General features: G+C 52.5%; 15 protein-coding genes. 6 read left to right on the top strand and 9 right to left on the bottom strand.

Annotated elements, in window-relative coordinates:
* Positions 1-67 precede the first annotated feature (67 nt).
* The 3 genes from J4613_RS06570 to melR form a co-directional block, all read right to left on the bottom strand.
* Complete coding sequence (locus J4613_RS06570) at positions 68-829, bottom strand: AraC family transcriptional regulator (RefSeq protein ID WP_001217074.1); 762 nt, start codon at positions 827-829, stop codon at positions 68-70.
* Between the two features lie 297 nt (positions 830-1126).
* A complete protein-coding gene (gene adiA / locus J4613_RS06575; RefSeq protein ID WP_111742554.1) occupies positions 1127-3394 on the bottom strand; it encodes an arginine decarboxylase in 2268 nt (755 codons plus the stop codon).
* 232 nt (positions 3395-3626) lie between these two features.
* The gene (melR, locus tag J4613_RS06580; RefSeq protein WP_000106992.1) at positions 3627-4559 is read right to left on the bottom strand and encodes a transcriptional regulator MelR; all 933 of its coding nucleotides are present in this window, start codon (positions 4557-4559) and stop codon (positions 3627-3629) included.
* A 268-nt stretch (positions 4560-4827) separates the two neighbouring features.
* Here melR and melA point away from each other — a divergent pair, with 268 nt between their 5' ends.
* Together melA and melB are read left to right on the top strand one after the other, a co-directional pair.
* A complete protein-coding gene (gene melA, locus J4613_RS06585) occupies positions 4828-6183 on the top strand; it encodes an alpha-galactosidase (protein ID WP_001728428.1) in 1356 nt (451 codons plus the stop codon).
* A gap of 83 nt (positions 6184-6266) precedes the next feature.
* Positions 6267-7697 carry a melibiose:sodium transporter MelB gene (gene melB / locus J4613_RS06590; RefSeq protein ID WP_208293651.1) on the top strand — a complete coding sequence of 477 codons (1431 nt, stop codon included), beginning with the start codon at positions 6267-6269 and terminating at the stop codon, positions 7695-7697.
* 97 nt (positions 7698-7794) lie between these two features.
* Here melB and fumA read toward each other — a convergent pair whose 3' ends face one another.
* From fumA to J4613_RS06615, 5 genes are all read right to left on the bottom strand, one after another.
* Positions 7795-9441, bottom strand: a complete 1647-nt coding sequence (gene fumA / locus J4613_RS06595; RefSeq protein WP_000037190.1) for a class I fumarate hydratase FumA — start codon at positions 9439-9441, stop codon at positions 7795-7797.
* Between the two features lie 95 nt (positions 9442-9536).
* Positions 9537-10877 (bottom strand): anaerobic C4-dicarboxylate transporter DcuB, encoded by a 1341-nt coding sequence (gene dcuB, locus J4613_RS06600; RefSeq protein WP_000899149.1) that lies wholly within the window; start codon positions 10875-10877, stop codon positions 9537-9539.
* 146 nt (positions 10878-11023) lie between these two features.
* The gene (locus tag J4613_RS06605; RefSeq protein ID WP_080169923.1) at positions 11024-11290 is read right to left on the bottom strand and encodes a hypothetical protein; all 267 of its coding nucleotides are present in this window, start codon (positions 11288-11290) and stop codon (positions 11024-11026) included.
* 316 nt (positions 11291-11606) lie between these two features.
* Entirely contained in the window at positions 11607-12326 is a 720-nt protein-coding gene (gene dcuR / locus J4613_RS06610; protein ID WP_000611307.1) for a two-component system response regulator DcuR, read from the bottom strand.
* Positions 12323-13954: a sensor histidine kinase gene (locus J4613_RS06615; protein ID WP_000682897.1), complete on the bottom strand. Its 1632-nt coding sequence runs from the start codon at positions 13952-13954 to the stop codon at positions 12323-12325. The genes dcuR and J4613_RS06615 overlap by 4 nt, the downstream gene beginning before the upstream one ends.
* Positions 13955-14328: 374 nt before the next feature.
* Between J4613_RS06615 and J4613_RS06620 the strand changes: the two genes are divergently transcribed.
* From J4613_RS06620 to J4613_RS06635, 4 genes are all read left to right on the top strand, one after another.
* On the top strand, positions 14329-16758 hold the full coding sequence (locus J4613_RS06620; protein ID WP_145980417.1) for a DMSO/selenate family reductase complex A subunit: 2430 nt from the start codon (positions 14329-14331) through the stop codon (positions 16756-16758).
* A gap of 13 nt (positions 16759-16771) precedes the next feature.
* Positions 16772-17398: a DMSO/selenate family reductase complex B subunit gene (locus J4613_RS06625; protein WP_000816143.1), complete on the top strand. Its 627-nt coding sequence runs from the start codon at positions 16772-16774 to the stop codon at positions 17396-17398.
* Entirely contained in the window at positions 17391-18164 is a 774-nt protein-coding gene (locus tag J4613_RS06630; RefSeq protein WP_000544916.1) for a DmsC/YnfH family molybdoenzyme membrane anchor subunit, read from the top strand. The genes J4613_RS06625 and J4613_RS06630 overlap by 8 nt, the downstream gene beginning before the upstream one ends.
* Before the next feature lie 75 nt (positions 18165-18239).
* Positions 18240-18833, top strand: a complete 594-nt coding sequence (locus J4613_RS06635) for a molecular chaperone (protein ID WP_001682478.1) — start codon at positions 18240-18242, stop codon at positions 18831-18833.
* 83 nt (positions 18834-18916) lie between these two features.
* On the opposite strand, the gene J4613_RS06640 is transcribed toward J4613_RS06635, so the two are convergent.
* Positions 18917-20317, bottom strand: coding sequence for a DUF1996 domain-containing protein (locus tag J4613_RS06640; protein ID WP_021293938.1), 1401 nt, complete (start codon positions 20315-20317; stop codon positions 18917-18919).
* Between the last annotated feature and the right edge of the window lie 34 nt (positions 20318-20351).

The following is a 20351-nucleotide window of genomic DNA, read 5'->3' on the forward strand; positions in this document are numbered from 1 at the left end:
AATTATGTCGGAGACGGGTTATCGCCAATGCTGCTATTATCGTGTCTTATCGTTGAGTGTAGAAAAATTAGGCAGCCGATCGTTCCCGATGTTGGCTAACATAATGCAGGGGGGTCATACCATAAAACTCTTTAAACACGGAAATAAAGTACGACGTGCTGTTATACCCACACAGCTGTGAGACTTGCGAGATATTCTTTCCGTCCATTAATAATTGGTTTACGGCATAACGCATTCGGCAGGTCGTGATTATTTGGCTATAACTGGTATTCTCGTTTTTGAGCTTTTTCTTTAACAAGCTTGGACTCAGGCACAGGCAGCTGGCAACGGCGCTCAGATTCCAGTCTTTATGAATATCGCTCTGAATGATGTGGTAAACGCTGTCACTGATGCGGCTGCGCAGCATGTGCATTAACAAAGAAATAAATTTTTTGTGGTCAAGAAAGCGGGATAAAACGGTGAAAAGGAGCGCACGGGTACGTTCACTAACAATTTCATCCGGTGCTTCCATCGCGCTGTAGCGGGCGGCGACCCTGAAGATATCCGGCGTCAGACAGTTGGCGGTCAATAAGGGATCGGCGTTGCGTTGCCAGACGGGAAGGTGTGAGAGATCTTTATTCAGGAATTGTAAATAGTCTTTAATATTATTGCGACTCACTTGTATTACTAGCACGCTATTTAATGATGAAATGTCAATAACGTTATTTTCACAAGCCAGAATGGCCATATGATTCGCTTTTAAGCTGATTGGCTCCTTACCATTTACTCGTAACCATGTATCTTTTTCGGTTAATAACACTATGCAAGGTTCGTTGCTGCAAATCCTCATACCCGAACTCCTGGAATATGAACATAAAATACCGGATCTCGCCAAACGGGAGAGATAACGGGGACTGAGTCAATTGTGTGATGAATTGAAACTGCACTAAAATAACTTTCCTGAATAATATTACAATATTTGTACGATGAATTAGGGTGTACAAAAAGTTGTACGCGAGTGGCAACTTGTCATTTTTGTATAAAAAAAGCGCGGGATGGGGCCCGCGCAAAAAGGTATGACAGTATTATTGTTTTGCAGCAATACTCAGGGAATACATGCCATCCTCAAAAAAAAGACTCTTTGTGATTAGGCTTTCACGCACATAACGTGATATACGCCATCAATAATTTCCGTGCCTTCGGTTTCATGCTCAAAGCCAGGGAAGTGATGATCCCAGGATTGCAGTGAGCGTAAGTAACCCACCTGCGGACTGTTTTCATCGCCAAAGTTTTCGCCGGAGAGCAGCATCGGGATTCCTGGCGGGTAAGGAATAACGGAGTTCGCCGCAATGCGACCCGGTAGATTTTCAATCGCCACCATTTCAATATTGTTGTTCACAATCGCGTTGTAAGCGTCGCGCGGGGTAATCTCCGCAATCGGCAGGGTGGAATAGGCGGCGTTGAGACGGGCGCCCGGGTTATTTTCACGTAGCCAGGCAAACATTTTATCGCCCAGGTCATGAATACCCATGTTCGCGTAAGTGTCAGGATAATCCTGCACCAGTTCCGGCATCACCTGCGCCAGCGGCGTATTCGCGTCGTAATGATGTTTGAAGGAGCACAGCGTGTTGATCAGCGTTCCCCATTTCCCGCGAGTTACCCCCATAGAGAACAGGAACATAATCTGAAAGTCGGTGGTGCGGGTCGGCACGATACCGTGGCGGCCAAGCCATGCTGTGACCAGCGCAGCAGGTACGCCGGATGCTTCCAGTTCGCCATCGTCGCCCATACCCGGCGCCAGGATACTGACTTTAATCGGGTCCAGCATACTCCAGTTATCCGGCAGGTCTTTAAAGCCGTGCCAGGTTTCTCCGGGGCGCATGACCCAGCAGTTCTGGTCGGTGGCCAGCAGTTTTGCCGGCGCGTCGGCGAAGTCATATGTTTTACCGGTTTGTGGATCGGTGACGACGTCTTTATTCCACGGTTTAAAGAACCAGTCGCCTTCATCGGTAAACTCTTTATAAAGACGCGCCATCGCCTGACGGAAATCAACCGCTTCGTCAATCACCTCTTGAGTCAGGGACAGGCCGCTGTTACCGTCCATCATCGATACCGCCACATCGTTGGATGCGCAGATGGCATATAACGGAGAGGTGGTGGCATGCATCATATAGGCCTGGTTGAAGCGGGAGAAATTCACCGCGCCACGGCCTTCACGGACGTGAATGTAGGAAGCTTGTGAAAGCGCATTCAGTAGTTTGTGCGTGGAGTGGGTGGCAAACACGGTCGGACCGTTATGGTCGCCTGGCTCGCCGCGCATCGCGTAGTGATCGCAATAAATCGGGTTGAAGCGCGCATAGCCGTACCATGCTTCGTCGAAGTGAATGCGATCGCTGGTTTTTGCCAGCAGATCCTGCGCCTCTTTGGCGTTATAGCATACGCCGTCATAGGTACAGTTGGTCACTACGCTGTAAGACGGTTTCTGTCCGGCTTTAGTTTTGGTCAGCGGGCTGGCGCTGATTTTTTTCTGCAAGGTTTCAGGCTGCATTTCCTGCGGGTAGATTGGCCCAATAATGCCGTAACGGTTACGGCTTGGCACCATATATACCGGTTTGGCCCCAGTGAGGATCAGCCCCTGCTCGATGGATTTATGGCAGTTACGATCCAGTACAACGACATCATTATCCGTCATACAGGCCTGCATAATAGTACGGTTAGAACCGGAGGTCCCGACAACCACGGACCAGGAGCGGTCAGCACCGAATACGCGGGCGGCGTTTTTCTCGCTTTCGCCAAACGCGCCGGTATGGTCGAGGAGTGAACCGAGCGTGGTACGCTCAATCCCCATATCGCTGCGGAACAGGTTTTCGCCATAATAATCGTGATAAAAGCGACCGGCAGGCGTTTTAGTGAAACCGACGCCGCCCTGGTGTCCCGGCGCCGCCCATGAATATTCATGAATGTCGCTGTATTTCATCAACGCGTTAAACAGCGGCGGTAACAGTTGCTGGCGATACCGGGTCATGGCGGCAACGGCGCGTCCGGCGATAAAGTCAGCGGTGTCTTCCAGAATCCAGGCGAATTCATCGACAAGCTCCAGCAGGTCGCGGTCCAGCGATGCCGTCGCTTTTTCCCTGTCGCCTAACAGGAAAACGGGCACGTTTTGCTGACGCTCGTGAAGCTTACCGATCAATTGCCTGACGCTCAGGTGCTCATCCGGTTGTTCCATTTGGTAGCTAAACATCAGACAGTCAATGGCTTCGTTCGCGGACAAGATGGCATAGCCGTCATCGAAGGATGTCGATTTAATGACGGTAACATTTTGTTGGCTCAAGGCATCCGCCAGACGCTCAACCGCGTTGCCAACCCAGGTGTCCTGATGCAGAAACTCACTTTCAACAATTAATACTTTCATCATCTTTTACCCGGTTGTGGAGGCCGTGCAATTTACGCCTTGCCGACCCGCCGTATGAATGTGACGTGGGCAAGTATTACCCCGTCAAATAGGGGGTGTAAAGTGATGGAATAATGGTCATTTATTAGTGTTATTGTTTAATAAACAAAGGGTTAATTATTGATAGCTAGCGATTTCACCTGCCGTTTATCGACAGGTGAATTATTTTTTTGGCTGATAGTGGTATCCGGCTTTAGCCGGGCATCGTCTGGCGTCGTTGCTGGCTTAGCTTGCGGTATTGTTGCGGCGACATACCGACAAATTTGCTAAAAGTACTGTAAAAACGGCTGCTGGATCGGAACCCGGCAGTCAGAGCGACATCGAGGATCGTTTTGTCAGTATCGCTCAATAAGGCACGTACGTGATTGATGCGCATCGCCGTGATGTACTGCTTCATCGTCAATTGCATAACCCGCTGGAATATTCCCATCGCGTAATTAGCATTGAGTTTGACATGCTCCGCGACGTCGTTAATGGTGAGCGCCTGATCGTAGTTATCGGCAATAAATCCCAGCATCTGGCTTACGTAAAACTGCGCATGGCGTGAGACGCTATTCTTGTGGGTGCGTGATGTTTTATTGAGCAAAATGGGTTGCCAGCCGGAAAGGCTAAAGCGTTTAAGCATCAGGCCGATTTCATCGATCGCCAACTGGCGAATTTGCTCATTCGGGCTGCTTGTTTCCTGCTGCCAGCGCAACACTTCAAAGGTGCTAAGCTGCTGGGTCGCCAGTGATTTAACCACCATCCCGTGCGTGACATGGTTGATAAGATCGCGATCCAGCGGCCAGGAGAGAAACAGGTGCATCGGCAAACTGAAAATCGCCATCTGGCGGCAGTTGCCGGGGCGGGTAAGCTGGTGTGGCGTACAGGCCCAAAACAGGGTGATATGCCCCTGCTTTATCTGCACGACTTCATTGTTGATTAAATACTCCACATCGCCGTCAAACGGAACATTCACTTCTACTTGTCCATGCCAGTGACTGCTGGCCATTCTGTGCGGCGGCCTCAGTTCAACGTCCAGTCGTTGATATTCGGAATAGAGCGACAGCGGGCTACGGGTTTGCTTTTCATCGCCGTTGCACATGTGCGGGTCGGGCGGGAGGAGGGATATTGCTTGCGTACTCATCGTCACTCCATTTCCTGAATTATCAGAATTATGCCCCTTTAGCCGGGAGGAAACCGGGAATCCGGACACAGAATCCGTCGATATTGTAGAGCGTAGCCTGACTATCAGGCCGAATACTCTGCTTTTTACGCCATTTTGTCCCAAAAACTCAGATCTCCCGCGCGCCAGCATACGATCTGAGTTTTCGGGAATGCTCATCGGGGAAGACGGAGGTTTTCACCGGGAACGCGTGCCACCATGAAGGTGTTCACTACTGTTCTGGAGAGTCATGATGACGGCACCCAAAATTACCTTTATCGGCGCAGGTTCTACGATTTTCGTCAAAAATATCCTCGGCGATGTGTTTCACCGCGAGGCGCTAAAGTCAGCGCATGTCGCCCTGATGGATATTGACGAAACCCGGCTGGAAGAGTCGCACATTGTGGTACGGAAACTGATGGACTCAGCGGGCGCTTCTGGCCGGATTACCTGCCATACCCACCAGAAAGCGGCGCTACAGGATGCGGATTTCGTGGTGGTCGCCTTTCAGATTGGCGGCTATGAACCCTGCACCGTGACCGATTTTGAGGTTTGTAAGCGTCATGGCCTGGAACAGACGATCGCCGATACGCTGGGGCCGGGCGGCATTATGCGCGCGCTGCGGACCATCCCGCATCTGTGGCGGATTTGCGAAGACATGACGGAAGTTTGTCCGAAAGCCACCATGCTCAATTACGTCAACCCGATGGCGATGAATACCTGGGCGATGTATGCCCGTTATCCGCATATCAAACAGGTCGGCCTGTGCCATTCGGTACAGGGAACGGCGGAAGAACTGGCGCGCGACCTGAATATCGATCCCGCCTCGCTGCGCTACCGCTGCGCCGGCATTAACCACATGGCGTTTTACCTCGAACTGGAGCGCAAAACGGCTGACGGGACTTATGTCGATCTCTATCCTGAATTGCTGGCGGCCTATGACGCCGGACAGGCGCCGAAGCCCAATATTCACGGCAATGAACGCTGCCAGAACATTGTGCGCTATGAGATGTTCAAAAAGTTGGGCTACTTCGTCACCGAGTCATCAGAGCATTTTGCCGAGTACACGCCGTGGTTTATTAAACCGGGACGCGAGGATCTGATTGCACGTTACAAGGTGCCGCTGGATGAATATCCGAAACGCTGCGTAGAACAACTGGCGAACTGGCATAAAGAGCTGGAGGAGTATAAAACCGCCGAGCGTATCGACATCAAACCGTCCCGCGAGTACGCCAGCACCATTATGAACGCTCTGTGGACCGGCGAGCCGAGCGTGATTTACGGCAATGTGCGTAATGAGGGGCTGATTGATAACCTGCCGCAGGGAAGCTGCGTGGAAGTGGCTTGTCTGGTGGATGCCAACGGCATTCAACCGACGAAGGTGGGGACGATCCCTTCCCATCTGGCGGCGATGATGCAGACCAACATCAACGTGCAAACGCTGTTGACCGAAGCCATCCTCACGGAAAACCGCGATCGCGTGTATCACGCGGCGATGATGGACCCTCATACCGCAGCGGTGCTGGGTATCGAAGAAATCTATGCGTTGGTTGACGATCTGATCGCCGCGCATGGCGACTGGCTTCCGGCCTGGTTACGCCGTTAATCTCCAGCCGCGCTGGACGGCAGATCCGGCGTTTAACCTCTACTAACAGAAGGCGGGCGCTGGTAACAGCGACCCGGTACCCTATGAGCATCTCTCTGACAACAAAGCTGAGTTACGGGTTCGGTGCGTTTGGTAAGGATTTCGCCATCGGCATTGTGTATATGTACCTGATGTATTACTACACCGATGTGGTGGGACTCTCGGTCGGCCTCGTCGGCACCCTCTTTCTGGTCGCGCGAATCTGGGATGCGATAAACGATCCCATCATGGGCTGGATTGTCAACGCCACGCGTTCGCGGTGGGGGAAATTTAAGCCGTGGATATTGATCGGCACCTTAACCAATTCGCTGGTGCTTTTCCTGCTGTTCAGCGCTCATCTTTTTGAGGGAACCGCGCAGGTTGTGTTTGTCTGCGTAACCTACATCCTGTGGGGCATGACGTATACCATTATGGATATCCCATTTTGGTCGCTGGTGCCGACCATTACGCTTGATAAGCGAGAACGCGAACAACTGGTGCCGTTCCCGCGTTTCTTCGCCAGTCTGGCTGGCTTCGCCACTGCCGGTATAACGCTGCCGTTTGTGAACTACGTTGGCGGAGCGGATCGTGGGTTCGGCTTTCAGATGTTTACGCTGGTGCTGATTGCGTTCTTTATCGCCTCGACTATCGTGACATTACGCAACGTCCATGAGGTGTACTCCTCCGACAACGGTGTAACGGCGGGCCGCCCACATCTGACGTTAAAAACGATCGTTGGATTGATATACAAAAACGATCAGCTCTCTTGCCTGTTGGGAATGGCGCTGGCGTATAACATTGCCTCCAATATTATCAATGGCTTTGCGATCTACTACTTCACCTATGTGATTGGCGATGCCGATCTTTTTCCCTATTACCTTTCTTATGCCGGCGCGGCGAATCTGCTGACGCTGATTGTCTTCCCCCGGCTGGTGAAAATGTTATCGCGGCGGATATTGTGGGCGGGCGCCTCCGTGATGCCCGTTCTGAGTTGCGCAGGGCTCTTCGCGATGGCGTTGGCGGATGTCCATAATGCCGCTTTAATCGTGGCGGCGGGTATTTTCCTGAATATCGGGACCGCGCTCTTTTGGGTGCTTCAGGTAATCATGGTGGCGGATACGGTCGATTATGGGGAATTTAAGCTCAATATTCGCTGCGAGAGTATCGCTTATTCCGTACAGACGATGGTCGTGAAGGGCGGCTCGGCGTTTGCGGCGTTCTTTATCGCTCTGGTGCTGGGGCTGATTGGCTACACGCCGAACGTGGCGCAGTCTGCGCAAACCCTGCAGGGGATGCAGTTTATTATGATTGTCCTGCCGGTACTGTTTTTCATGATGACGTTGGTTCTCTACTTCCGCTACTACCGTTTGAACGGCGATATGCTGCGCAAAATTCAGATCCACCTGCTGGATAAATACCGGAAAACGCCGCCATTCGTCGAACAGCCGGATAGCCCGGCGATTTCTGTGGTAGCGACCAGCGATGTAAAAGCGTGAGCATGGTCTCTCGTGCAGGCCGGATAAGCCGGATAAGCGTAGCGCCATCCGGCAATTAACCGATAACGCGGCCCGGGAGAACGCCGGGCCTGCCAGGTTATTTCGCGCAGTTAGCGCACTGTTTGCTGACAATCTGCTGGAAGAAATCGTTGCCTTTGTCATCCACCAGGATAAAGGCCGGGAAATCTTCTACTTCAATTTTCCAGATAGCTTCCATGCCGAGTTCCGGATACTCGACGCACTCCAGATGCTTAATGCTCTGCTGTGCCAGTACCGCCGCCGGGCCGCCGATACTGCCCAAATAAAAGCCGCCATGTTTTTTACAGGCATCCGTGACCTGCTGACTACGGTTGCCTTTCGCCAGCATGATCATACTGCCGCCGTGGGATTGCAGTAGATCGACATAAGAGTCCATTCGGCCTGCGGTGGTGGGGCCTAATGAGCCAGATGGATAACCTGCCGGGGTTTTTGCCGGACCTGCGTAATAGATGGGATGGTCTTTAATATACTGCGGCAGGTCTTCGCCGGATTCAATACGCTCTTTTAGCTTCGCGTGGGCGATATCGCGACCTACGATAATGGTGCCCGTCAGCGACAGGCGAGTCGAGACCGGGTACTGCGATAGCTGGGCGAGGATCTCTTTCATCGGACGGTTGAGATCGACTTTTACCGCGTCGCCTTCGCCCGCCTGACGCAGTGCTGGCGGAATATACTGGCCCGGATTGTGTTCCAGTTTTTCGATCCAGATGCCTTCGCGGTTGATTTTCGCTTTGATGTTACGGTCTGCCGAGCAGGAGACGCCCATCCCCACCGGACAGGAAGCGCCGTGACGCGGCAGGCGAATTACGCGAATATCGTGGGCGAAATATTTCCCGCCGAACTGGGCGCCGAGGCCAAGTTTTTGCGCTTCTTCCAGCAGTTCCTGTTCCAGGTGGAGATCGCGGAATGCCTGGCCGTGCTCGTTACCTTCCGTCGGCAGCGCGTCGTAATAGTGGGTGCTGGCGAGCTTAACGGTTTTCAGCGTGCTTTCCGCCGAGGTGCCGCCAATGACAAAGGCGATATGGTATGGCGGACAGGCCGCGGTGCCCAGCGTGCGCATTTTCTCAACGAGGAAGTTTTTCAGCTTGCCAGGGGTGAGCAGCGCTTTGGTCTCCTGATAGAGATACGTTTTGTTTGCTGAACCGCCGCCTTTCGCCACGCAAAGGAACTTGTACTCGTCGCCGTCGACAGCATAGAGATCGATTTGCGCTGGCAGGTTGCTGCCAGTATTGACCTCTTTGTACATATCCAGCGGCGCATTCTGCGAGTAGCGCAGGTTATCTTCGATATAGGTATTAAACACGCCTTTGGAGAGCGCGGCTTCATCGCCGCCGCCCGTCCAGACGCGTTGGCCTTTTTTACCCATGATAATCGCCGTGCCGGTATCCTGGCAGGTCGGCAGAATGCCTTTGGCGGCGATCTCGGAGTTTCTCAGGAATTGCAACGCCACATATTTGTCGTTTTCGCTGGCTTCGGGGTCATGGAGAATGGCGGCGACTTGCTGCTGGTGTTCAGGACGGAGCATAAAAGACGCATCATGGAAGGCCTGCTGAGCCAGCAACGTTAACGCCTGCGGCTCAACGTTGAGGATAGATTCTCCGTTGAATTCACTGACGCTGACATAATCGGAGGTGAGCAGATAATACTCTGTTTTGTCCTCTCCCATCGGGAAAGGCGCCTGATAGATAAACTCTTTTTTCGACATGTGCTTCCAGCCTAATAGTAAGAAAATGTATTAAGAGCCTCATGGGCCAGGCTCTAAGTCGCGCGCCGCGCATAACTTGGCGGCGCGCGCGGCCATTACAGGAATCCGTACATTGCGGCAAAGATCCAGCCAAAGACGCAGGAGACGCTCACGCCAATCAAACCCGGCAGAATGAAGCTGTGGTTAATGACGAAGCGGCCAATACGGGTTGTGCCGGAACGGTCAAACTGAATCGCCGCCAGATCGCTTGGGTAGGTCGGCAGAATATAGTAGCCATAACATGCCGGCGCAGAGGCCACGATATACGCCGGATCGACACCGATAGCCAGCGCGACGGGAACAATCGCCGCCAGCGCCGCTGCCTGGGAGTTAACAAACTTGGAGACCAGCAGCAGAACGATGGCGTAGGCCCACGGATACTCTTTGACCATTTCGCCCAGCACGCCCTGAATTTCCGACATATGCGCGCCGAACATGGTTTCCGCCATCCAGGCGATCCCGTATACCGCGACAATCGCAATCATACCGGAACGAAAAACTTCGTTTTTTGAGATAGACGCAGGATTGGTTTTGGTCAGGATGATAATGAGCGCCCCGGTCAGCAGCATAAACATCTGAATGACCAGCACCATCGACAACGGTTTGCCGCCGAAGGTTGGACGTAAGTCGGAGTCCGCGCCCAGGAGAGCGACCACGGCAATCGCCGCCAGGAAGATCCACATCGCCAGCCAGTTGCTTTTCGGCAGTTTTTTATCCAGCAGCGTCGCGGTATCGCCGTACACGTACTGACGGTTTTCCGGTACGGAAATAAATTTCTGAAACGCTTCGTCTTTATCCAGATCTTTACCGCGGAACCAACTAAAAATACCGATTGCCAGGATACCGAGCAGGGTAGACGGGATGGTGATCGACAGCAGATCGAGGAACTCCAGATGTTTTCCGTCAAATGTCACGTTGCCCAGCATCGCTACCAGAGAAACCACGGCGACGGAAACCGGACTGGCGATGATGCCCATTTGTGCGCCGATAGAACTGGCCGCCATTGGACGTTCCGGACGGATATTATTCTTGATCGCCACGTCATAGATAATCGGCAAAATGGTGTAGACCACGTGGCCTGTCCCACACAGAATCGTCAGGGTACAGGTGACGAACGGCGCCACAATAGAGACGTATTTGGGGTTGCGGCGCAGCAGCTTTTCGGCAATCTGCAACATCACATCCAGTCCGCCTGACGCCTGCAACGTTGCCGACGCGGCGACTACCGCGATAATGACCAGCATTACGTCAACGGGCGGTTTACCTGGCTGGAGATGGAAAACAAACACCAGAATGACCAGACCGATACCGCCCAACAACCCGAGCGCGATCCCGCCCTTTCGGGCACCATAAAACAGACATATTAATATTATGAGAAGCTGTATACTAAATAACATTTTTATTTATCCTCGCGATAAACCCAGTCAATTTTGATAAATGGATCACAGCCATCTTCTGATTTTTGTGAATGAGCATCAGGAAATGGCGAATATTCAATGCGCCAGTGGCGACGATTAACGATTAAGCTTTTTACAGAGTTGCTTTAAGTAATTATTTTCTTGCGATGGTGATGTTCAGAGGGAAGCACCCTCTGGCGATGGGCAGGTGGAGTCAGCGAGAACAGTAAATTATGATTTGTCTGTTTTAAAAACAGGCGTTTATTATTTGATTTTTGTGTCTCGCCATCAGGTAAATCACGAGATAAATCGAACAGCATGTGACTTATGTGATCATTGTCACGCCATTTTTTTAAATTATTAGTATGGCGTGTGGAGACGCGTATCTGCTCACCAATATACGTATTGTCCATAGGCGTAGCACAAGCTCCATTGCTACAAACATAATTTTATTTAAGTGTCAGGAAAATTCCGGACAAATCCCTTTTTTAATAAAAATACACACTCTCGGCATGGGATAATACTTAATTAACTTTTGTTATCGTTTTGAAATTAAAAACAGCGCAGAGCGCTGTAATAATAGAAAATAACGTTAACAGGCCTGGGTTGAGTATATTTGATCTGACACAATTTCCCAGGTTTGTTATTAATGTGATAGCATTTTTATTGGCATTGTTATAATAAATGTTACCAGGATATAACGCTTTGCGTCGGCTTTATGCGGTATCCTTACTGACAATATTGTTTCAGTAAAGAGTAATGTTCCGGCTGAACGCGGTAGCGGTAAACCGGCCTGCCGGTCACGCCGTAATGAATACTGGTAAACAAGATATGGCAATTTACCAGCCAGATAAGATATTTACGGCAGGAGACGCGCGAGATATTCACTTCGTTGGCCAACTCGTCGGTAGAAAATTCCTGCTCCTGATGCGCATCAATCCACTGGCATAAGGTGCGTAGCGTTTGCTGGGTCAGCCCTTTTGGCAGCCGACGAGGCTCCTGCTCGCTGGATGAATTACCGTGAATGAGCAGGTCAAGCTCAGACTGTTCGTAATACTGGCGTTTTTCCATCGCCGTTTTCTTACGTAGCCAGCCGGTCAACGCTTCTTCAAAGCGCGTGGCCTGAAAAGGCTTGATCAGATAATCCACCACGCCGTAGTGAAGCGAATCTTTAATGGTGGCGGCGTCAGCGGCAGAAGAAATGACAATAACGTCGCTTTTGCAGCCTGCGCTGTGCAGGACAGGCAGCAGATCCAATCCGTTTTCCTGCTGCATATAGATATCCAGCAGGATTAGGTCAATGTGATTTTCACTGTTGAAGATAAACTCTTTCGCTTTTTCCAGCGTCGAAGCGGTTCCACAACAATGAAAACCGGAGATTTGCGCGACATAGCGGCGATTTAACTCCGCGACCATCGCATCGTCATCGACAATTAATACATTGATCATAGGCTGGTCCTTTTTCCATCCCAGGGTAACTGTACAAAAAATTGTGTGAAGATCCCAGGCTCGGACTCCACGGAAATTACGCCGCCAAGCGCTTCAACCTGCTGTTTAACCAGCGCTAAACCGACGCCGCGTTCGGCGCCTTTCGACGAGACGCCTTTTTCAAAAATCGCCTCGATGCGCTCAGGTTCGATACCCGGACCGTCATCGCTCACTTCGCAATGCAGCCAGCCATGACGGTAGTGTAACGAGACGCTGATTTCGCCGCCGGATTCCTGGCTCAACGCTTCCAGCGCGTTTTCAATCAAATTACCCAGCGCCGTAATCAGCACCGTAACCTGATCTTCATTGTTATTATCCGGTAACTGGCTGTCGCTGCTTATCACCAGGCTGTGCCCGAAATCAGAGGCGCGAGTAATCTTACTGAGCAAAAAGCCAGCGATAATTGGCGACTTTATTTTACCCAGCAGCAAACCGATCTCTTCCTGATAGTTATTGGCCGTCTTGATAATATACGCTTCAAGCTGCTTATAACTCTTCAGGTGCAATAATCCCAGAATCACATGTAATTTGTTCATGAATTCGTGGGATCGTTCACGGAGCGCATCCGCGTAGTTCACCATCCCGTCCAACCGCTGCATCAGTTGGCGAACTTCTGTTTTATCCCTGAAGGTGGATATCGCGCCGATAATTTCGCCGTTGCTGCGCACCGGAACGGTATTCACCAGCAGCAGGCGGCCTTTGACGATGATCTCTTCATCGCGGCGCGGCGTACCGTCACGCAACACTTCGCTAATGTCCACTACCTGCGACCAGGCATGGCTCAGGGTGGATAATCTGGCGTCATCCTGCGTTTTTCGATAAGCGAGCAGCGCCTGCGCCGCATGGTTAATCAACGTGACTTCGCCGCTACCATCCACGGCGATAACGCCCTCTTTGATTGACTGCAGCATCGCCTGGCGTTGTTCAAACAGGGTTGAGATCTCATAGGGTTCGAGGCCAAACAGGATACGTTTTAGCACCTTGACCAGCGCATACGTGCCTAATAATCCCACCAGAGCGCCGAACAGAATGGACCAGATAATACTGCCGCGGCTATTGTTGATCTGCTGCGTAACGTGACTGAGTTCCAGGCCAATCGCTACCACGCCGATCTGCCGGTGGCGTTCATCATAAACCGGTGTGAAAACGCGTAGAGCTTTGGCGAGAAAGCCGCGATTAATGGCAACGTTTTCCTTTCCCTGCAACGCGAGCAGAATATCATCGCCTTTGAACGGTTGGCCGATTCGCTGCGTTTCTGGGTGTGAATAACGGATGCCCTGCATATTGGTCACTACAATAAACAAAAAGCCATTATGCTGGCTCACCGCTTCGGCGAGCGGCTGAATGCCGCTTTCCGCAGGCGGTTTTTTCAGCCCCTCGCGAATTGCCGGAGAGTCCGCCAGCGAGCGAGCCACCGCCAGCGCTTTATCTGCCAGCGCGTCGCGCGTCATGCTGCTGATTTGCGAAAAATAGATCAGATGGACCACAACGAGCACCGAAAACAAAACGGCGCTGACCATCAGAATGACGGTAGTGCCGAGTTTCATGGGGCGTTTGCGTAACGCCCGGCATGGCAGGGAGTGTTTCATAGTGGACCTGAGCGGACGAATCGTAAGGTTATTATCCCTGATGAGGCGTCTAATTCAAAGGCATAGGCGATGTTGCTCCAGTGTTGAAAGGCCCGTCTTGCCTTGCAGGGGGCGCTACCTGCTCATGTCGACTGGCAAACGTCATGTCGTTAATTAATATCGCCGGATACCGTGATGGGTAATTTATTTTCATCAGAATTACATAAAATAATTTTTCATTAATTTTTATAATAACGTATGCGGTATCACATTTTATTTTTACTGACGTTCAGAATGCGTTTGATCACAATCAATCAGCACAAATATTTAATCTATTATGATTAGTTTTCATTACATATTATTAATAATTATGGAAGCAATGTGAGAAATAAAAAATGGAAATAAAAAAATGGCTGAACACAACCATAACCCGACGTGATGCTATTGTCGCTACTGCAAAAGTAGGGGCGGCGGTGACGCTAAGTCAGGCGATTACGCTGCCTTTTGCTACCACTGCCCAGGCGCAGGATACCCCGATACCGAAGGATGCCAACGGCGAAACCGTCAGGCACAGCGCCTGTCTGGTCAACTGTGGCAGCCGATGCCCGCTTAAGGTTATCGTGAAAAATGATCGCATTGTGCGTATTGAGCCGGAAGATGCGAAAGATGACGCGGTATTCGGCGAGCATCAGATTCGTCCCTGCCTGCGTGGGCGTTCCAGTCGCTGGCGCGTCTATAGCCCGGATCGCATTAAGTATCCGATGAAAAGAGTGGGAAAACGCGGCGAAGGAAAATTTAAACGTATTTCATGGGATGAGGCTACGGCCTTTATTGCGGCGGAATTAACGCGCGTTAGCGAAAAATATGGCCGGGAAGCTATTTATTATAATTATCAATCCGGGGCATATTATCATACGCAGGGATCGCCCGCATGGAAGCGATTGTTAAATCTCACCGGCGGCTATTTAAATTACCATAATACCTACTCGACCGCGCAAATCGCGACGGCAACGCCCTATATGCATGGTACCTATGTCGGTAGCCATTTTACGCAGATCGCGCATTCCGATCTGGTGGTGCTATTTGGCCTGAATCTCTCAGAAACGCGGATGTCCGGCGGCGGTCAGGTTGAAGAGCTGCGCCGGGCGCTGGAGACCTCGAAAGCCCGAGTCATTATTATCGATCCGCGCTATACCGATTCGGTGATTACCGAACACGCCGAATGGCTACCGATTCGCCCAACCACGGACGCTGCGTTAGTCGCCGGCATAGCGCATACGCTGATTACCGAACAGCTTCTCGACGAGGCGCTGGTAAACCGCTATTGCGTCGGCTATGACCGTAGCACATTGCCGGACACGGCTGCGCCTAACGCCAGCTATAAAGATTATGTTCTTGGCACAGGCGATGACGGTATCGCGAAAACCCCGGAATGGGCGGCGGATATCACCGGAATTCCTGCAACGCGTATTCGCCAACTGGCGCGCGAAATCGCCTCGGCGCGCGCCTGCTATATTTGCCAGGGCTGGGGGCCGCAGCGTCATGCCAACGGCGAGCAAACCGTGCGTGCTATTCAGACGCTGCCAGCGTTAACAGGCCACTTCGGGCGGCCCGGCACCAATAATGGCAACTGGCCTTACGGTACGCCGTATGGCGTGCCATTGTTGCCCGTCGGTAAGAATCCGATCACAACCTCTATTCCTTGCTATCTGTGGACGGACGCCATTCAGCATCCGGAGAAAATGACCGCGACGACAATGGGCGTAAAAGGCGCGGACAGGCTAAAAACCGGGATTAAGCTGTTTTTCAACCAGGCCGGTAATACTTTGCTTAATCAGCACGGCGAAACAAACCGCACCCGTCAAATTCTCGCGGATGAATCGCTGTGTGAAACCATTATCGTGATTGAAAACCATATGACGCCCAGCGCGATGTATGCGGATCTGCTGTTGCCGGAGACCAGCTATCTTGAGGCGGAAGACCTGGTGGACAGCTCCTATGCGGCGGGATCGCATAACTATATGATTGCGATTCAGAAAACCGTTAAACCGATGTGGGAAGTGCGCAGCACGTATGACATCTGCGCGGATATCGCCGGGCATCTTGGACTGCGCGAGCAATATACCGAGGGCCGAACGCAGGCGCAGTGGGCGGAGATGCACTATCAGCAGATCCGTGAAAAACGCCCATACCTGCCGGAGTGGAGCGTGGCGAAAGAGATGGGCGTGATTGACCAGCGTATCGCTACCGAGCAGCAGAGCCTTGCGTTTGCCGATTTCCGCGCCGACGCCGAGGCTAATCCACTCTCCACGCCGTCGGGCAAAATTGAAATTTACTCCCAGGCGCTGGCGGATCTGGCGCAAACGTGGACGTTGCCAGAAGGCGAGCGAATTCCCGCATTGCCGGAATTTTGTCCGGCGAAAGAGTCGCACCTTAACAAAGCGCTGACGGCGAAGTATCCGTTGCAGTTAAGCGGCTTCCATACCAAAGGGCATACCCACTCGACCTACAGCAATGTGCTGATGCTGCATGAGGCGGTGCCGGATGAAGTCTGGATTAACCCGATTGACGCCAGCGCCCGCCAACTGAAGTCCGGCGATCGGGTGCATGTATTCAATGACCGCGGCGTGGTGGAGCTTCCCTGTAAAGTGACCCAGCGCATTTTACCCGGCGTGGCGGCGATGCCGCAGGGCGCGTGGACGCAGCTTGACGGCAACGGCGTTGATGTCGGCGGCTGTATCAATACGCTGACCAGCCACCATCCTTCGCCGCTGGCGAAAGGCAATCCGCAGCATACCAATCTGGTTGAAATTAAACGCGCTTAAGGAGTGATGTACGATGAAACAGTATGGCTTTTATGTTGACTCCTCGCGCTGTTCAGGCTGTAAAACCTGCCAGGTAAGCTGCAAGGATAATAAAGATCTGGATGTCGGTCCGAAACTGCGCCGCGTCTATGAATATGGCGGCGGAAGCTGGGTGAAAGAGGGGGAAAGCTGGCATCACGACACCTTTACCTACTACCTCTCTATTGCTTGTAACCATTGCGATGAGCCGGTATGTGTCTCCGGCTGTCCGACCGGGGCGATGCATAAACGCAAAGAAGATGGTCTGGTCGTGGTGGATGACAGCGTATGCGTCGGCTGTCGCTATTGTGAAATGCGCTGCCCCTACGGCGCGCCGCAGTTTGATACGCAGGCGAACGTGATGCGTAAATGCGACGGTTGTCTTGACCGACTGGAGAACAATCTGCGCCCTATCTGTGTGGATTCTTGCCCGCAGCGAGCGCTGGATTTCGGCCCTGTCGATGAATTACGGGCAAAATATGGCACGGAGAATCAAATCGCGCCGCTGCCTTCGGCGTCGTTCACCCATCCTAACCTCATTATTAAACCGCATCCGAAAGCGAGACCCACGGGCGATACGGAAGGCGCAATCATGAACATTCGGGAGGTGCGCCATGCATGAGTTACCGCTGGTCTTTTTTACGGTCTTTACCCAGAGCGCGGTCGGCGCGTTTATTCTGCTGCTGATTGGCGGCGCAATGGGGCTGGTCGCGCCGCGGCGTAAGGCTATCGGTCTGTTCTCGGTGATGTGCCTGTTTGGGATTGGCGTCGTTGTCGGCACCTTCCACGTCGGGCAACCGTTGCGTGCGCTGAATATGCTGCTGCGCGTCGGACATTCGCCGATGAGTAACGAGATTGTCCTGTCGGCGGCTTTTGCGGCGCTCGGCGGGCTGGGGGCGCTCGGTTTATTGCTGAACCGTGCGACGCCGCTGTGTAACGCGTTGGTCTGGTTGGCGGCGATAGTCGGGGTGGTCTTCTTATACGCCGTTCCGCAGATTTACCAACTGCCGACGGTGGTGACCTGGCGTTCATCTTACACCACGGCAATGATGATATTGACGCCGTTGATTGGCGGCGGCGCGTTGGCGGCATTGTTTGGCGTGCGCCGTCTGGGGCTACTGGTCAGCGTATTGGCGATTTTGGTGAGCTTTTGTCTGCGCCCGGGCTATATGGCGACGCTGATGAGCGCCGATAGCGCTCTGACCGCTGCGCAGCATAGCTGGTTTACCGCCCAGGCGATATTGCTGGCGGCGGGCGTGGTCGGGGTGGTGGTCTGCGCGCGCCTGAAATCGAGCGCTGCGGTGCTGGCCATGACGGCAGGGGTAGTTATCGCGGCGGAGTTGGCGGGTAGGATTGCGTTTTACAATCTGTGGACGCTGCCAATGTAGTTTTTTGCCCGGTTTATGCCATGTAAGCCTGATCAGCGTAGCGTCATCAGGCGAAATATTTCAGGAGCTATTGCTATGCTTTCCCGTGCTGTTTTGCCGCGTATCCTCGGCGCACTGTTTTACTACTCCCCTGAGAGGCCGGAGGTGAAAGCGTTGTTCGATTGTTTGCCAACGTTGCCTGAGCTTTACCCCTGGCGCGATCGCGGACATATTGAATCACTGTGTGCGTCATGGTCGCTACCGGATAATGATGCGCTTACATGGCAATTTTCTGTGTTGTTTGAAGGCCAGGGAAAGATGCCCGTCCCGCCCTGGGGATCGGTCTATCTGGAAAAAGATAATTTGCTGATGGGGGAAACCACCGCCGATTATCGAGCTTTTTTACAGTCGCAGGGCATGGTATTCACTGACCGTGAACGCGAGCCGGAAGATCAGTTTGGCCTGATGCTATTGGCCTGTAGCGATCTGCTGGCACGAGGCGACAACGTGGCGGCCAACCGGTTACTGGAGGCGCATCTGCTGCCCTGGGGATTCCGCTATCTGGAATTGCTGCAACGCAATACCGTTAGCGCCTTCTATGCCCGGCTTGCCGTCGTAGCGACCTGTTATCTGCAGGATGTTCAGCAGCAACAGGGACTACAGCCAGAGAATAAACGGTTGTTTTTCTGAGGTATTGGTCGGGTTTTGATGGCGTGCCGTAATACTTGTGCCGCCATCGTGCCCGCTGTTGCGTCAGCGGGCACAGTTTACTATTACAGCTCCGGCGTCTTTTTGAAACCGATCAGCATCAGCACCAGGCTCTGTTTTGAGTCCGCTGGCATGAAGTCGTAGTGATTTCCCTTACGGTCGCCGCCGATATACCAGGATATTTCCGTTTTCCCTTCCGCCAGCGCTTTGCGCACCGCTTTATCGACATCAACCATGCGATACTCATGTGAATGGTTTAGATATAATACGGCATCGGAACGGTAATTGATCGCCGGTTTATTGTTCCAGGACACGGTACTGACGTGCCAGTCACTGCTGGTCGGGTAAAAGAAAATTTGATCGGCGCCGTTCGTTTCCGTTTTGCCGCCAAAAAGGCGAATACGGTATTTGAATAGCGAAGCGTCCATATTGCCAGGCAGGGGCGGGATCTTAAATTTCACCAGCGTGAGCGTTTCCGGGTGCTGCGTGCGTCCGCCATTTGTCCAGTCATCCTGTACGTACAAGGTATCGACGCTGGCATGAGGCTTGTCGTCTTCGCTGCTTACCCAGGTATTTTCTTCCGCTTTACTGTAGGCGTAAGGAACCGTAGTGCCGCAATCCAGTCCCTGATTCATACACAGATCCGTCATAAACTGCGCGCCATCTTCCGTCCAGCCATTCATAAAATCGGCATGGGCGGTATAAAGACTTCCCCAGCGCTCTTCCCGGGTTTCGCCATGCATTACCGGGTCCATCGACAATTCCACTTTAGACGTATCCAGCGAGGAGATCTGCGGGAGTACCCAGGCGATGTTCATATTCACCGTTGGGATTTTTACCGGATAGTCTGCGGAACATTTCCCGTGGTCGGCATAGATAGCGTTATTGTGGCTATGGGTCGGTTTCAGGTTGACGCCATCCCAACAGTTGGGGAAAGCGATCCCGATATTAAACTGGACGGCATCGCCCGCTTTACGCAGGCCGCATATTTCGCCTACCTTGTTGGTGTAACCTTTGCCGTTGGCACATAAAAAGGTGATTGCGGAACTGGGGCCAGTACCGTGATGATCGCCTGCCAGTAACTCCAGCCCGGCCGGGAATGGATGGAGCGGATATTGCGCTACATTTGTGGATTGATAATAGGTCTTTTGGTAGGCCGGATTTACGATTTCACCATCAGGTAATTTCATGGACGGCGCCCAGTAAGCGGAGCTGTCGGCTTTATTATCACAGGTGGTATCGGGTTGCGCGCGCAACGTCTGGTAGGTAGAGACCGCATCGGTGTGGGGGTTGCCAAAAAAGTCATGCCACATCGCCTGATTCGCTTTACCAAACATCATAATCGCGTCATCGCCCAGCGTGTGGTGATAGCCGCACACGACATGCGCCTGAGGACCGGCATGGGCCGGGAATGCGCCAGCGGCAACGAGCGTAGCCAGGCTGACGGTAATAAGGTTGAGTTTCATTTTTTTTGCTGCCCGGTTGAATAGAAGTGGGAGC

It is taken from the genome of Salmonella sp. 32020114201800008SM (genome assembly GCF_017572025.1).
Taxonomy (GTDB): domain Bacteria; phylum Pseudomonadota; class Gammaproteobacteria; order Enterobacterales; family Enterobacteriaceae; genus Salmonella; species Salmonella enterica.

What these genes read in the sequence shown, in the direction of transcription:
- J4613_RS06570 (WP_001217074.1), bottom strand. Translation starts at nt 829, where the DNA reads ATGAGGATTTGCAGCAACGAACCTTGCATAGTGTTATTAACCGAAAAA.
- adiA (WP_111742554.1), bottom strand. Translation starts at nt 3,394, where the DNA reads ATGAAAGTATTAATTGTTGAAAGTGAGTTTCTGCATCAGGACACCTGG.
- melR (WP_000106992.1), bottom strand. Translation starts at nt 4,559, where the DNA reads ATGAGTACGCAAGCAATATCCCTCCTCCCGCCCGACCCGCACATGTGC.
- melA (WP_001728428.1), top strand. Translation starts at nt 4,828, where the DNA reads ATGATGACGGCACCCAAAATTACCTTTATCGGCGCAGGTTCTACGATT.
- melB (WP_208293651.1), top strand. Translation starts at nt 6,267, where the DNA reads ATGAGCATCTCTCTGACAACAAAGCTGAGTTACGGGTTCGGTGCGTTT.
- fumA (WP_000037190.1), bottom strand. Translation starts at nt 9,441, where the DNA reads ATGTCGAAAAAAGAGTTTATCTATCAGGCGCCTTTCCCGATGGGAGAG.
- dcuB (WP_000899149.1), bottom strand. Translation starts at nt 10,877, where the DNA reads ATGTTATTTAGTATACAGCTTCTCATAATATTAATATGTCTGTTTTAT.
- J4613_RS06605 (WP_080169923.1), bottom strand. Translation starts at nt 11,290, where the DNA reads ATGGACAATACGTATATTGGTGAGCAGATACGCGTCTCCACACGCCAT.
- dcuR (WP_000611307.1), bottom strand. Translation starts at nt 12,326, where the DNA reads ATGATCAATGTATTAATTGTCGATGACGATGCGATGGTCGCGGAGTTA.
- J4613_RS06615 (WP_000682897.1), bottom strand. Translation starts at nt 13,954, where the DNA reads ATGAAACACTCCCTGCCATGCCGGGCGTTACGCAAACGCCCCATGAAA.
- J4613_RS06620 (WP_145980417.1), top strand. Translation starts at nt 14,329, where the DNA reads ATGGAAATAAAAAAATGGCTGAACACAACCATAACCCGACGTGATGCT.
- J4613_RS06625 (WP_000816143.1), top strand. Translation starts at nt 16,772, where the DNA reads ATGAAACAGTATGGCTTTTATGTTGACTCCTCGCGCTGTTCAGGCTGT.
- J4613_RS06630 (WP_000544916.1), top strand. Translation starts at nt 17,391, where the DNA reads ATGCATGAGTTACCGCTGGTCTTTTTTACGGTCTTTACCCAGAGCGCG.
- J4613_RS06635 (WP_001682478.1), top strand. Translation starts at nt 18,240, where the DNA reads ATGCTTTCCCGTGCTGTTTTGCCGCGTATCCTCGGCGCACTGTTTTAC.
- J4613_RS06640 (WP_021293938.1), bottom strand. Translation starts at nt 20,317, where the DNA reads ATGAAACTCAACCTTATTACCGTCAGCCTGGCTACGCTCGTTGCCGCT.